Origin of the sequence: Pseudomonas sp. PDM27 (assembly GCF_019219205.1) — a bacterium.
Classification (GTDB): domain Bacteria; phylum Pseudomonadota; class Gammaproteobacteria; order Pseudomonadales; family Pseudomonadaceae; genus Aquipseudomonas; species Aquipseudomonas laurylsulfatiphila.
This window is the reverse complement of record NZ_JAHUWF010000002.1, coordinates 350,129-363,904: the sequence shown is the minus strand read 5'-3', so window position 1 is coordinate 363,904 and position 13,776 is coordinate 350,129. Positions and strand designations below refer to the sequence as shown.

Below are 13,776 nucleotides of genomic sequence, written 5' to 3'. Positions count from 1 at the left end.
AAAGTGTGCGTGCGCTCTCATTGAGTGCGAGGGCTGAGTGCGTGTCTGGTTGATCAGTTACGAAGATGTCGCAAGGTTACAAGTTTTGCTATTGACCTGCAGCTGAACCGCTTCGGCGAGCGGTGTGGTACGGGCTTTGCTATGGCGAACTCGGTATGAAAAATCCTACGCCTGTCGGTAACACTATCAGGCCAAGGTTGTTAGTGGGATTGAAAAGAATCCGGTGATGGATGTTCGCCAAAGGCCGATACGGGGCTTCGCGAACGTGAAAGGGCTACAGCCCGTTCGGCCGACTGGTGAGAGCGAGTTTTCCATGATGTGGATTTTTCTCCTACTAGACTCATAGCTAACGTCTTACGTCGGTTGACCCAAAAACAAGCCAACACGGGTCGACTACGCCTCAAAAGGGTGCGACAGGACTCACGCTCCGACACAACAAGAGCAAAACTGGAGGTTTGAATGAAGATGTTGAAATCCACCCTGGCTATCGTGACTGCAGCCGCAGCGCTCGGTGTCAGCGGGTTTGCCCAGGCGGGCGCAACCCTGGATGCAGTGATGAAGAAAGGTTTCGTGCAGTGTGGCGTCAGCGATGGCCTGCCAGGCTTCTCGGTTCCGGACTCCACCGGCAAGATCGTCGGTATCGATGCTGACTACTGCCGTGCAGTGGCGGCGGCTGTCTTCGGCGACGCGACCAAGGTCAAGTTCAGCCAGTTGAACGCCAAGGAGCGCTTCACCGCGCTGCAGTCCGGCGAAATCGACATTCTGTCGCGCAACACCACCATGACCAGCTCCCGTGATGCGGGCATGGGCCTGAAATTCCCGGGCTTCATCACTTACTACGACGGCATCGGCTTCCTGGTAAACAACAAGCTGGGCGTGAAAAGCGCTAAAGAGCTGGACGGTGCAACCATCTGCATCCAGGCCGGTACCACTACCGAGCTGAACGTTTCCGACTACTTCCGCGGCAACGGCCTGAAATACACCCCGATCACCTTCGACACCTCCGACGAAAGCGCCAAGTCGCTGGAATCCGGTCGTTGCGACGTACTGACCTCCGACAAATCCCAGCTGTTCGCCCAGCGCAGCAAGCTGGCTTCGCCGAAGGACTACGTGGTTCTGCCGGAAACCATTTCCAAGGAACCTCTGGGCCCGGTCGTGCGTAATGGCGACGACGAGTGGCTGGCCATCGTGCGCTGGACTGGCTACGCCATGCTCAACGCCGAAGAAGCCGGCATCACTTCGAAGAACGTCGAAGCCGAAGCCAAGGGCACCAAGAACCCTGACGTTGCCCGTCTGCTGGGTACCGACGGTGAATACGGCAAAGACCTGAAAGTGAAGAAAGACTGGGTCGTGCAGATCGTCAAGCAAGTGGGTAACTACGGCGAAGTGTTCGAGAAAAACCTCGGCAAGAGCACACCGCTGGAAATCGACCGCGGGCTGAACGCTCTGTGGAACGCTGGCGGCATTCAATACGCACCACCAGTGCGCTGATGGTTCTATCACCCGGTGGGCCAACCACCGGGTGATGTTCTGTTCCATTATTTCCGGGGCACTTCATGCAAAATTCAATCGGCGCACCAAAGCAGAGGCTCAGCCTCAGCGATCCACGAGTGCGCGCGTGGGTATTCCAGATCATCACGGTTATCGGGGTGGTCTCGCTGGGCTGGTATCTGTTCGATAACACCCAGACCAACCTGCAGCACCGGGGCATTACCTCCGGTTTCGACTTTCTGGAGCGCAGTGCCGGTTTCGGCATCGCTCAACACCTGATCGACTACACCGAAGCGGACACATACGCCCGGGTGTTTGTCATCGGCCTGCTCAACACGCTGCTGGTGACTTTCATCGGCGTGATCCTGGCGACGATCCTGGGTTTCATCGTGGGTGTGGCGCGGCTGTCGAAGAACTGGATCATCGCCAAAGTGGCGACGGTGTATGTGGAAGTCTTCCGTAACATTCCGCCGCTGCTGCAGATCCTGTTCTGGTACTTCGCGGTGTTCCTGACCATGCCTGGGCCGCGCAACAGCCACAACTTCGGCGATACCTTCTTTGTCAGCAGCCGTGGCCTGAACATGCCGGCGGCGTTGATGGCGGACGGTTTCTGGCCGTTTGTGATCAGCGTTGTCGTGGCCATCGTCGCCATCGTGCTGATGAGCCGCTGGGCCACCAAACGCTTTGAGGCCACCGGTGTGCCATTCCACAAGTTCTGGGTTGGCCTGGCGCTGTTCCTGGTCATCCCTGCGCTGTGCGCGCTGGTTTTCGGCGCACCGGTGCACTGGGAAATGCCGAAGCTGCAAGGCTTCAATTTCGTCGGTGGCTGGGTACTGATCCCTGAACTGCTGGCCTTGACCCTGGCGCTGACGGTGTACACCGCGGCGTTCATCGCCGAGATCGTGCGCTCGGGCATCAAGTCGGTTAGCCACGGCCAGACCGAAGCGGCGCATTCCCTCGGCCTGCGCAACGGCCCGACCCTGCGCAAGGTGATCATCCCGCAAGCCCTGCGCGTGATCATTCCACCGCTGACCAGCCAATACCTGAACCTGGCGAAGAACTCCTCGCTGGCGGCCGGTATCGGTTATCCGGAAATGGTCTCGCTGTTCGCAGGAACGGTGCTGAACCAGACCGGCCAGGCGATCGAGGTGATTGCGATCACCATGAGCGTGTACCTGGCGATCAGTATCAGCATTTCCCTGCTGATGAACTGGTACAACAAGCGCATTGCGCTGATCGAGCGGTAAGGAAAAGCGCATGAGCACTCATACTTTCAAACCTGACATGCCCCCACCGAGCAGCAGCATCGGTGCGGTGGCGTGGATGCGCGCGAACATGTTCTCCAGCTGGCTCAACACCCTGCTGACCCTGTTTGCGTTCTATCTGATTTACCTGGTTGTCCCGCCGATCCTGCAGTGGGCGATCCTCGATGCCAACTGGGTCGGCACCAGCCAGGCCGACTGCACCAAGGAGGGCGCCTGCTGGGTGTTCATCCAGCAGCGCTTCGGTCAATTCATGTACGGCTACTATCCGCCGGTACTGCGCTGGCGCGTGGACCTGACGGTGTGGCTGGCGATCGTTGGCGTGGCGCCGTTGTTCATCTCGCGCTTTCACCATAAGGCGGTGTACGGGCTGAGCTTCCTGGTGCTGTACCCGATCATTGCCTGGTGCCTGCTGCATGGCGGCGTATTGGGTCTGGACGCCGTGGCGACCAGCCAGTGGGGCGGCCTGATGCTGACACTGGTGATCGCCACCGTCGGCATCGCCGGTGCGCTGCCGCTGGGGATTGTCCTGGCCCTGGGGCGTCGTTCGAACATGCCGGCGATTCGGGTGGTCTGCGTGACCTTTATCGAATTCTGGCGCGGCGTGCCGCTGATCACGGTGCTGTTCATGTCCTCGGTGATGCTGCCGCTTTTCCTGCCTGAAGGCATGAACTTCGACAAGCTGCTGCGGGCCCTGATCGGCGTGATCCTGTTCCAGTCGGCCTACGTGGCCGAGGTGGTGCGCGGTGGTCTGCAAGCGATTCCCAAGGGGCAGTACGAAGCGGCTGCGGCGATGGGGCTGGGCTACTGGCGCAGCATGGGCCTGGTGATTCTGCCGCAAGCCCTGAAGCTGGTGATCCCCGGCATCGTCAACACCTTCATTGCGCTGTTCAAGGACACTAGCCTGGTGATCATCATCGGCCTGTTCGACCTGCTCAACAGCGTCAAGCAAGCCGCGGCCGATCCGAAATGGCTGGGCATGGCCACCGAAGGCTATGTGTTCGCCGCCCTGGTGTTCTGGATTTTCTGTTTTGGTATGTCGCGCTATTCCATGCATCTGGAACGCAAGCTCGACACAGGCCACAAGCGTTAGGAGTTCTTTTATGAGCGAAGCAAATAAAAAGCCTGTGAGCCCTGAAGGCATTATTCAGATGCAGGGCGTGAACAAGTGGTACGGCCAGTTCCACGTGTTGAAAGACATCAACCTCAACGTCAAGCAGGGCGAGCGTATCGTGTTGTGCGGCCCGTCGGGTTCCGGCAAGTCCACCACCATCCGCTGCCTCAACCGTCTGGAAGAACACCAGCAGGGCCGCATCGTGGTCGATGGCGTGGAACTGACCAACGACCTCAAGCAGATCGAAGCGATCCGCCGCGAAGTCGGCATGGTGTTCCAGCATTTCAACCTGTTCCCGCACCTGACCATCCTGCAGAACTGCACGTTGGCGCCGATGTGGGTGCGCAAGATGCCCAAGCGCAAGGCCGAGGAAATCGCCATGCACTACCTGGAACGCGTACGCATTCCGGAGCAGGCGCATAAATACCCGGGGCAGTTGTCCGGCGGTCAGCAACAGCGTGTGGCGATCGCCCGCGCGCTGTGCATGAAGCCGAAAATCATGCTGTTCGACGAGCCGACGTCGGCGCTCGACCCGGAGATGGTGAAAGAGGTACTGGATACCATGATCGGCCTGGCCGAAGACGGCATGACCATGCTCTGCGTGACCCACGAAATGGGCTTCGCCCGCACCGTGGCCAACCGCGTGATCTTCATGGACAAGGGCGAAATCGTCGAACAGGCCGCGCCGAACGACTTCTTCGATCACCCACAGAATGATCGCACCAAGCTGTTCCTGAGCCAGATCCTGCATTGATCGAACCCAGGCACTGAAATAAACCCGGACTGAGTTCCGGGTTTATTTTTGCCTGCGATTTTGTGCCCATCCCTGTAGGAGCTGCCGAAGGCTGCGATCTTTTGATTTTGTTTTTTAAAGACAAGGTCAAAAGATCGTCCGAACGCGGCCCGAGCCTTCGGCAGCTCCTACAGGGGTTGTGTGGGTCGCTGAAGCTGACTAACATGTCAGAAAAATTCATCCTATGATTGGATGAGAGGGCGAATTCCATGTCAGAAATCTCTCCGTTGGTAAAACGATCCCTGGTCGATCAGGCCCTGGATCAACTGCGCCTGCGTATCAACCAGGGCATCTGGGTCGTTGGCCAGCGTTTGCCCACCGAGCCCGAGTTGTCGGCGGAACTGGGCATCAGTCGCAACACCGTGCGCGAAGCCATGCGCGTGTTGGCGTTTTCCGGGTTGATCGAAATCCGCCAGGGTGACGGCAGTTACCTGCGGGCGGTGGTCGATCCGCTCGATACCCTGAAGGCGTTGTCCCGTTGCTCCCTTGAGCAGGCCCGGGAAACCCGACACATCCTTGAGGTCGAGGCCATCGGCCTGGCAGCCATGCGCCGCACCGATGAAGACCTGGTGGCATTGCGCGAGGCGCTGGGTGTCAGCGGCAGTCACTACCACGGCGATCTCGACACCTACATCGCCTGCGATCTGGTGTTCCACCGCCGCCTGGTGGACGCCGCGCACAACCCGACCCTCAGCGAGTTGTATCGCTATTTCTCCAGCGTCGTCGGCGCGCAGTTGCGCCAGACCCTGAGCATCGTCCCGCGCCGCCAGGAAGTGTTCGACCTGCATATCGAATTGCTCGATGCCGTCGAACAACGCGACCCGGAGCGGGCCAAATCCCTGTCGAGGCAGTTGATCAATGAACCTTGAAACCGAGAAGTCGATACCGCGCGGTGATTTATCCACAGCCGCAAAACGTTCGGCAGAGCTGGAAGAACTGCTGATCGACGCCGAGGCCGATGACGAACAAGTCCAGCAAACCCACCCGGTTCTGCGCCGGCCGTGGCTGTTGCTGCTGGGCCTGATTCTGGTGGCGCTGAACCTGCGCCCGGCGCTGTCGAGCATGGCGCCGATGCTCAGCGAGGTCTCGAAGTCCCTCGGCCTGTCGGCGTCTGCGGCTGGATTGCTGACCACGTTGCCGGTGCTTTGCCTTGGCCTGTTTGCGCCGCTGGCACCGCTGCTGGCCAGACGTTTTGGGGCTGAGCGGGTGGTGCTGGGCATTCTTCTGACCCTGGCTGGCGGGATCATCCTGCGCAGTTCATTCGGTGGGATCGGCTTGTTTGCCGGCAGTGTGCTGGCCGGTGCCAGCATCGGCGTGATCGGTGTGTTGCTGCCAGGCATCGTCAAGCGCGATTTCCCGAAACAGGCCGGGACCATGACCGGCGTCTACACCATGGCCCTGTGCCTGGGCGCGGCGATGGCGGCGGGTGCGACCGTGCCGCTGAGTGAGCACTTCGACAAGAGCTGGGCGCTGGGCCTCGGCTTCTGGGTTATTCCGGCATTGGCGGCGGCGCTGTTCTGGCTACCGCAAGTCGGCCAGAAACACGGCGCACACAACGTTGCCTACCGCGTTCGAGGCTTGCTGCGCGATCCGCTGGCCTGGCAGGTGACCTTGTACATGGGCCTGCAATCGTCCCTGGCCTACATCGTGTTCGGCTGGTTGCCGTCGATCCTGATCGGTCGCGGCCTGACCCCGACCCAGGCCGGGCTGGTGCTGTCGGGTTCGGTGATCGTGCAACTGGTCAGCTCCCTCGCGGCACCCTGGCTGGCGACTCGCGGCAAGGACCAGCGCCTGGCGATCGTGATCGTGATGGTCCTGACCCTCGGCGGCCTGTTCGGTTGCCTGTATGCGCCGATCGAAGGCTTGTGGGGCTGGGCGATCGTGCTGGGGTTGGGACAGGGCGCCACGTTCAGCCTGGCCCTGACCCTGATCGTGCTGCGCTCGCGGGACTCCCACGTCGCGGCGAACCTGTCGAGCATGGCACAGGGCTTCGGTTACACCCTGGCGTCCATGGGGCCGTTCGCGGTCGGTCTCGTGCATGACTGGACCGGTGGCTGGACGGCAGTGGGCTGGATCTTCGGCGTCATCGGCCTGGGTGCGATACTCGCCGGCCTGGGTGCCGGCCGTTCGCTGTACGTTCAAGTACAAAGCGAGAAAGTCTGAGGTACGGCGCTACAGGTAGACAATCTCCAGCGTCGCCGAGCCATCGATTTGTACATCGGTGCTCAGGTCCAGCTCGGAGGTTGGCGCGATAACGGTTTCGACGATGACCCGGCTTGTCAGATGGCGGATGGCGATCGGGCCGGCGGTGCTTCCTGCTCTGTCGGTGAAGCCCAGATAGCTCCTGGCAGCAATGGGTATGGGGCGGTTGTTCGATGTACTCCAGGCCACGCCACCGGTGGTCGAATCGGTGCGAAAGACCTGCGACAGGTCGTCCACGACCGTATTTTCAGGATTGAAATTCAATGAGTACAAGCCGATTTTGTTGCCGCTGCCGTCGTAGTTCAGGCCGTAATAAATCTGACTGTTGACGATGGCCGAGCCCTCGCGGTCGTCACGCATTCGCAGGGCGAAGGCGCGGGGGGCCGTGCACTGGATGCTGAAGTCGAGTGTCTGGTCACGCAGCCGCGTGCGCTTATCGACATTCAGATCCCGCCGGGGGATTTTTCCGAATTCCACGAGGCCGCTGTTGGACAGGCTGGGTGTGCAGGCCACTGGGGTGATGAGGCCTTTGACGGTCAATTCATCGGCCGACGCGGCGAGGGCATGAGGCACCAGGCCAATCAACCCGGTGAGCGAGAGTGCTGCGAAGTGATTTTTCATCCATGGATGCTCATTCATTTGAGTGGGTTGTCCTTGCAGGCGCTGAACCGCTCACGTTCGCTGACGCTACGAGCGGTTCAGCGTCATGTCTTTACTGGTACCAAACCTCAATCGTTGCGAGGCCGTCGATAGGGACTTCGTTGTCTAAGGTCAGGTAGTTGGTACCGGCAATGTAGGTGTGGATTTCCAGGTCCATGGTGAGATCCTGGACTGCAATCCGCGTGGCGTGATCACTCAGAGCGGCAACCGATGACTGTTTGTCTTTCATGATGCGGTCTTGTTTGACCCAGGTTGTCCCGCCATCAGAAGAGCCAATCGCCTGTACTTTGGTTGTATCTGCCGTGGATTCTTTGATCGTTATATCAAAGAAGCCGAGTTTTTCGTCGTCAGGGGTCAATCCCACTCCAAAGTAATCGCCTAGCCCAGCTGCAGTATTTGGCCTGTGATCGATTGGGTTCAGCATGAATAGCATCGATTCACTGCACGTCATGGTCAGTTGCATATCAGTCTTATTCAGCAAGGTGTTGTTGGTGGGATGAAGGTCATTCACCGATCTCTTGCCGATGTCGACAATCCCCCCACTACTCAAGTTGATATCACACGCGGCCGGTGTGATGCTGCCTGTGACTGTCAGGGGAGTATTCGACGCCGCAAGGGCATGCGGTGCGACGCAGATCAGTGCGGTGGTTGAAAGTGCTGCAAAGTACTTTTTCATTTTTTTACTCACTTCTGTGGTTGTTTTCCTGGCTAGTCCGAGAGGCCTGTTTCGCCCCGTTTCCAGCAGGATTGGGTTGGGTGTTACAAATAGATAATCTCGATCGTCCCCGCGCCATCGAGGTCGATGGCACTGCTCAAATCCAGGCTGTTGGTCGGCGCAATCACGGCGTCGACGGTCAAGGTGGTGCTGAGGTTCTGGATCGGGATCGGGCCCGAGCTAGTGCCGACAGTGTCGGTAAAGCCCAGGTAGCTGGTTGTTCCGATTGAGCGCGCGTTGATGCTGGACGTATTCCAGGCCACGCCACCGCTAGTGGAGTGGGTTTGAAAGAGCCTGGGAAAACTGTCGGCCCTGGCGCCGGTCGGTTCGACGCTCACTGAATACAGGCCGATCTTGTTGTTGCGGTAGTCGGTGCCCAGACCGTAGGCACTTTCGCTGCTGACCGTCGCCGAGCCTGAGCGGTTGTCGTGCATGGTCAGGGCGAATGCGGTGGGCGCATCGCAGTTGACACTCAACGTCAGGGACTTGGGCGGCAGGCGAGTGCTTGTGTCAGTGTTCAGCTCGTTTCTGGACAGCGTGCCGAAGTCGACCACGCCACCGTCGGACAGCGTCGGCTCACAAGCCGCCGGAGCGAAACGGGCACGCAAAGTAATCTCCGGGGTGCGCCCGATAGCCACTGCATCAAATACACCGGAGGCCTGCCAGATGACCGCGTCGCGCACTTGCAGCCCGCGCTCTTGAACCCACGCAGTCAGCTCAAGCTGCGCCGAGAATTGACGGCCCTGTAATGGCATGCCACCGAGTACGGGAACGATCCCGTGCGCCGGTCGCCAGATCAGGCTCGACGCTGTTTCTGCGGGCGATTGACCGACTCCGGCAATCAACCCGATCGCTACCGATTGACCATCCAGCACCGCTTCGCGAATACGGATCTGATAGCTGCCGCGTTCAGCAAAGTGAAAACGTTCGGCAGTCGCGGCCAGGGCCCGATAAAACAGGCTCATGTCGGTGGGATGTGAGCAGTTCAGGCTCAGACTCAGCTGACGCTGGCCCAGGTTTCGCTCCGGTGCCGAATCAGGGCGAAGCGCCCGGTTCATCAGTCCGTAATCGAGCAAGGGCTGGCTCAGGTTGAATTGGCAGTCGTCAGCGGACGCCGAGGCGAGCGGGGTGAATCCGCTCAATGCCAGGGACGCGAGGGTCGGCAGCCAATAACCGGATAGATTCATGAAGTCCTCCTCATAGGGCTCGGCACTTGGCGGGGGCCGTTTCGTAGTACGCCTGGGGGGCGACGTCCTGGGGCAATTCGAAGCTCAGTTCGCAGCGCTCCAACCCCGGCGCGGTGACCCACAACCTGCGGGAGTCAAGGGCGTTGGGCAGGAACACCAGGCCACCGTCCTGCACCAGGGTGATGAATTCGCCATCCGCGGTGTTCACCGCGGCGCCGCGCGGCAAAGGCGCGCCGTTGGCGGTGGTGACCTTGAGCAATGCCCGGCGGGTGAGGCTGATGCCGAACTCGACGCTGTCGACGGCACCGCGACCGGCAGTAATCATCGCCAACCCGTTGTGGATGTCGACGTTGCGCGGCAGGCTTTTGGGGTCGACTTCCACCTTGCTGCGGCCGTAAGCCGCTACTTGCGGGATCACTGCCTGACCTTGCCAGTCGGTCCAGACCGGGCCGCTGGGCGTCGTTACCTTGATGGCACCCATGTCACCGACCGAGAGCAGTGCAAAGGTGTCGCTCACCGGGTAAGGCGACAGCGTCAGGCCACCACCGTGCAGCACGGCACCACCTCGGGCGCCGGCCTGATAGCTGGAGCGCTCGGCATCGGCGCGGGTGTAATTCAGGTCCAGTTGGGTGTAGCGCGGCAGCAGCGAAACACCGGCGGTGGACTGCACCTGCCTGTCGCGCGTGTCCCGTTCGACGCCGACCCGATACGCCAGTTGATCGCCGATCTGCTCACTCAAGCCCACGCCGCTGCGGGATTCGCCAGCTGAACTGCGCACCCAGGTACTCGCCCGGCGGTTCTCCCCCAAAGGGATGCTTAGATTCAGGTAGACACTGTTGTCTGCGCGGTTCATGCCGCTGATCTGCCATTCGGCGGTCGTCGACACCGACACGCTGGCAATGCGGGTGCCCCAGGAGGCGATGGCACGGCTGCTGTTTTGGCCGTCAAACGTGTTTGACCGGCTCAAACCACCACTGAAAACGCCTAGCCAGGGATGCGACCAGGAGAGGCTGGCGCTTTGTTGGTCGCGGTAACGGGATTGACTGAAGTCGGAGGTGCGGTCGAACACCGCCTCTTCCAGATGACGGTAACCAAAGGTTCGGTAGGCGCTTCCTCCATTGAGCGCCCATTGATCGCTCAAGCGGTGGCTGACGTTAAGGTCGGCTTGAAGTCCCTGACTGGCTTTGCTGCCAGTGGCGTCAGCCGCTGTCAGTGTGGCTTGAACCTGGGTGCCGGGCGAGGGCAGCAGACCCACACCGACGCCTGCCGCGCGGTAGTCGGCCGCGCCAGTCAGGCCTGCACTGAGCAGTGCTTGCGGAGCGATTGCAGCGCTCCAGCCGCCACTGATCACCCAGGGATCATCGCCCTGTTCGGCGCCTGTACTGCGGACCTGGCCAGCCGCTAGCGAATAACCGGGCGCCGGCAAGTCGATGCCGAGCATTGCCGCGGAAATGGTAAAGCTGCGCTCGCTGCCATCGGCTTCCCTGACCGTGACGTGCACATCGGAGCGGCTGTTGAGGCGGCGCACGTTGTTCAAGGCAAACGGGCCGGCGGGAACCACCGTCGAATGAATCAGCGAACCGTTCTGCCGAATCTCGACCTGCGCCTGGCTGTGGGCAATGCCTTCGATGACGGCGTTTTGTCCTTCCACCTGCAAGGCGTGCTCATTGAGTATCTGCACCCCGGTGATCTGCGCGCCGGCGAGGACCGGGTTATAGAGGTTGATCTGACCCGCTTGCAGCACGGCCTCCTGGCTGACGAACGTGCGCTGGGCATACGCGGCGATATGAGTCGTTCGAGAACGGTCGTCCTGCCAGCTCTGCACCTGGCGACTGCGCACGATCCAGTCCCCGGCGTTGAAACCGAGTTCGGTGTTGGCCGCTGCGTAGCGACTCGATCGATCGCCAAAACGGCTATGCAGACCGGTGATGTCGTAATTGAGCATGCCGGCGAAGCCGCCGGTTCGATAGCCGGAAAAATCCCGGGCAGTGGAACGTATTGCGTCGGTGGGCACGATCAATGCCAGGGCAAGGTTCGCCGGATCCTGTTCGATGACGGTCTGCGGCGAGGTGCCGAGAAAATCGTGGCACTGGCTGTCACCCAGCAGCCGACTGGGCACATTCAGACTGGCCGCATCAAGCAGGGTGCGATCGAAGCACAACGCTCCCTCGCCGTTGAATCTGACGTCTACCCGACCATGGCGCTGGCCATTGACCGTGAGGGTGACCGGGTGCTTTCCAGCCGTGAATCGCGGCGCTTGCATCAGCGACGTGGCCAGCGCTGGGTCAATCCCTCGCAGCAGCAACGTGTTTTTGTCGAACGAAGCAGGCAAGGAAACATTTCCCTGGGCGTCGAGTACCATCAACGCATTGGTCAGCAGCAGCGCCAGAGGGGTCGGCCGCCGTAACAGACGAGGGCGAGCAGCGGCTTGAATGGCGGGCACGGCTTCGCCATCACGGTAAATTAATGCTGTGTTCATTGGGTTCGCTTGGGTGAGGTCGGCGGGCGCGCCTGTTTTGCTCTGGCTTCAGACACGCTCTTGGCAATGGCTAGAGGGCCGTTGCCTTGAAACATCAGCGCTCACTGTTCTTCAAAGGGCGCTTTGGAGTGGTTGTGGTTTCAGAGTTTGATGGGCGCCTCATGGTGAGGCACGCTGAAACCGTAGACGGTGGCCGGCTGAAAACGCACTTGCGTAGCGGCACCTGATGGCACCGGAACACTGATGTGTTCACCGGGCAATACATAGGTTTTAGGTAGCAGGACGTTGCCGGCAGAAGGTAACAATGTCACTTCCTGGCCCAGACGTACCACGTAGGGCGTATCGTTGCGCACGGTCAGTTGCGCGTCCTTCAACGACCATTGCAGGTCGGTCCAGGGCGTGCGATTAGGCGCCAGGCCTTTGGGGTGAAGGATCAGTGGCAGATTCTGGCGCACTGTCACACCCACGCGGGCATGTCCGGCTTCGACTGCAGGTTTGCCTTGGGGAATGCCTTCGAAGATCACCCGCTTCAGACGCTGGGTGAGCAGGGGTTTTTCCGCTTGAAGAATGAACCGAACCAATTGCGTTTTCGACGCTTCGACGCGCGCCAGCGGTGGCGTGACAAATGCCAGGGGCTCGGTGTCCTCGGGGATGTCTTCGATGGTGACGTGCATCAAGGCCAGTGTGGAATCAGTGTTGGTTACTGTAACGGACGCTTCGCCATCAGCTTCGTTGACGATGACAACGGAAGTATTTGGCACCATGCCATCGGCCTGGGCCTGTACGGTCAGCAGGAGAACAAGTGTGCCGATGCCGGAATTGAGCAGGCGGCGTGTGATTGTTGAAAACATCGTCATGACGTGTCTCGTTGAGCGTTTCGTAAAAAGTAAATGCCGGGGTGGTGCGGACAAGATTCAATCTATCGGTCGAAATCACCGGGTGGTATGCAACTAATACGAAAAGAGAGCGGGCGTGTATGAAGGAGTGTTGCGGACTACGCAGCGTTTTCTAAGAGGACTCTTTTTTGGTGTAGTCCTCCTGCGTAGTCTTCAGCGCACTGCAATGTAGGAACCTTCTATTTGTTAGATGGGCAAAGAGTGAGCCCATTGAATACATTGGGGGGGGCGACGTCAGAGGGTTTTTCGAGGCGTTGTGGAAGGGGCAGGAACGGCGCTACTTTCCGCGCTTTTGCGCCATCAGCAGGAGGTTTCCCACAATGCGAGTCGTTATTGCTGACGACCATTCCGTCGTTCGTGTCGGGCTGCGCATACTCATCAACGCCAGTCGACGATGCGTGATCGTCGGCGAGGCCGACAGTGTCGACAACTTGATGAGTCTGCTTTCAAGTACCTCCTGCGAACTGCTGATCACCGACTTCTCCATGCCGGGAGGGCAGCAGGCCGATGGCTTGAAAATGTTGAGTAAGATTCAGCGCCTTTACCCGACCTTGCCGATCATTCTGGTGACCATGTTTACCAGTGTGGTGACGGCAAGGGCTGCACTGGCGCTAGGGGTGATGGGCATCGTCGCCAAAACCGCATCGGCGACGGAGTTGCACCTGGCAATCAATGCGGTGCAGGAAGGGCGCCGTTACCTCAGCAAGTCCCTGCGCACGCTGTTGGCCAATACCCGGGATCAGTTTCATGAATTACCCTTGTCAGCCAAGGAGTACGAAGTGGTCAGAATGCTCGCCAGTGGCATGACCGTCAGCGAAATCGCCGTTCACTTCAATCGCAGCGTGTCGACCATCAGTAAACAAAAGAAAATGGCCATGCACCGGTTAGGTATTTCCACGGACGTTGATCTTTTTTCCTACGCCCGGGACAGCGGAATGAGCTGAATAGTCATCGCGTTATTTTCGTCGTGAATGCCG

12 protein-coding genes are annotated in these 13,776 nt (G+C 59.8%); 7 read left to right on the top strand and 5 right to left on the bottom strand.

Annotated elements, in window-relative coordinates:
* Window positions 1-459 precede the first annotated feature (459 nt).
* The 6 genes from KW838_RS07045 (at window position 460) to KW838_RS07020 (ending at window position 6,823) form a co-directional block, all read left to right on the top strand.
* Window positions 460-1,491, top strand: a complete 1,032-nt coding sequence (locus KW838_RS07045) for an amino acid ABC transporter substrate-binding protein (protein WP_102698486.1) — start codon at window positions 460-462, stop codon at window positions 1,489-1,491.
* Between the two features lie 65 nt (window positions 1,492-1,556).
* Entirely contained in the window at window positions 1,557-2,738 is a 1,182-nt protein-coding gene (locus KW838_RS07040) for an amino acid ABC transporter permease (RefSeq protein ID WP_218477565.1), read from the top strand.
* A 10-nt stretch (window positions 2,739-2,748) separates the two neighbouring features.
* Window positions 2,749-3,846, top strand: a complete 1,098-nt coding sequence (locus tag KW838_RS07035) for an amino acid ABC transporter permease (RefSeq protein ID WP_102698484.1) — start codon at window positions 2,749-2,751, stop codon at window positions 3,844-3,846.
* 10 nt (window positions 3,847-3,856) lie between these two features.
* Entirely contained in the window at window positions 3,857-4,621 is a 765-nt protein-coding gene (locus KW838_RS07030; RefSeq protein ID WP_007972685.1) for an amino acid ABC transporter ATP-binding protein, read from the top strand.
* Window positions 4,622-4,869: 248 nt separating this feature from the next.
* On the top strand, window positions 4,870-5,529 hold the full coding sequence (locus KW838_RS07025) for a FadR/GntR family transcriptional regulator (RefSeq protein ID WP_218500771.1): 660 nt from the start codon (window positions 4,870-4,872) through the stop codon (window positions 5,527-5,529).
* Window positions 5,519-6,823, top strand: coding sequence for a CynX/NimT family MFS transporter (locus KW838_RS07020; protein WP_218500770.1), 1,305 nt, complete (start codon window positions 5,519-5,521; stop codon window positions 6,821-6,823). Before KW838_RS07025 ends, KW838_RS07020 begins: the two co-directional genes overlap by 11 nt.
* 9 nt (window positions 6,824-6,832) lie before the next feature.
* Here KW838_RS07020 and KW838_RS07015 read toward each other — a convergent pair whose 3' ends face one another.
* The 5 genes from KW838_RS07015 to KW838_RS06995 form a co-directional block, all read right to left on the bottom strand.
* Window positions 6,833-7,483, bottom strand: coding sequence for a DUF1120 domain-containing protein (locus KW838_RS07015; RefSeq protein ID WP_218500839.1), 651 nt, complete (start codon window positions 7,481-7,483; stop codon window positions 6,833-6,835).
* 91 nt (window positions 7,484-7,574) lie between these two features.
* Entirely contained in the window at window positions 7,575-8,198 is a 624-nt protein-coding gene (locus tag KW838_RS07010; RefSeq protein ID WP_218500769.1) for a DUF1120 domain-containing protein, read from the bottom strand.
* 83 nt (window positions 8,199-8,281) lie between these two features.
* Window positions 8,282-9,424 carry a DUF1120 domain-containing protein gene (locus tag KW838_RS07005; RefSeq protein ID WP_218500768.1) on the bottom strand — a complete coding sequence of 381 codons (1,143 nt, stop codon included), beginning with the start codon at window positions 9,422-9,424 and terminating at the stop codon, window positions 8,282-8,284.
* Between the two features lie 10 nt (window positions 9,425-9,434).
* Complete coding sequence (locus KW838_RS07000; RefSeq protein ID WP_218500767.1) at window positions 9,435-11,903, bottom strand: fimbria/pilus outer membrane usher protein; 2,469 nt, start codon at window positions 11,901-11,903, stop codon at window positions 9,435-9,437.
* 140 nt (window positions 11,904-12,043) lie between these two features.
* On the bottom strand, window positions 12,044-12,760 hold the full coding sequence (locus KW838_RS06995; protein WP_218500766.1) for a fimbria/pilus chaperone family protein: 717 nt from the start codon (window positions 12,758-12,760) through the stop codon (window positions 12,044-12,046).
* Between the two features lie 359 nt (window positions 12,761-13,119).
* On the opposite strand from KW838_RS06995, the gene KW838_RS06990 reads away from it, so the two are divergent.
* Complete coding sequence (locus KW838_RS06990) at window positions 13,120-13,743, top strand: response regulator transcription factor (RefSeq protein ID WP_218500765.1); 624 nt, start codon at window positions 13,120-13,122, stop codon at window positions 13,741-13,743.
* Window positions 13,744-13,776 lie beyond the last annotated feature (33 nt).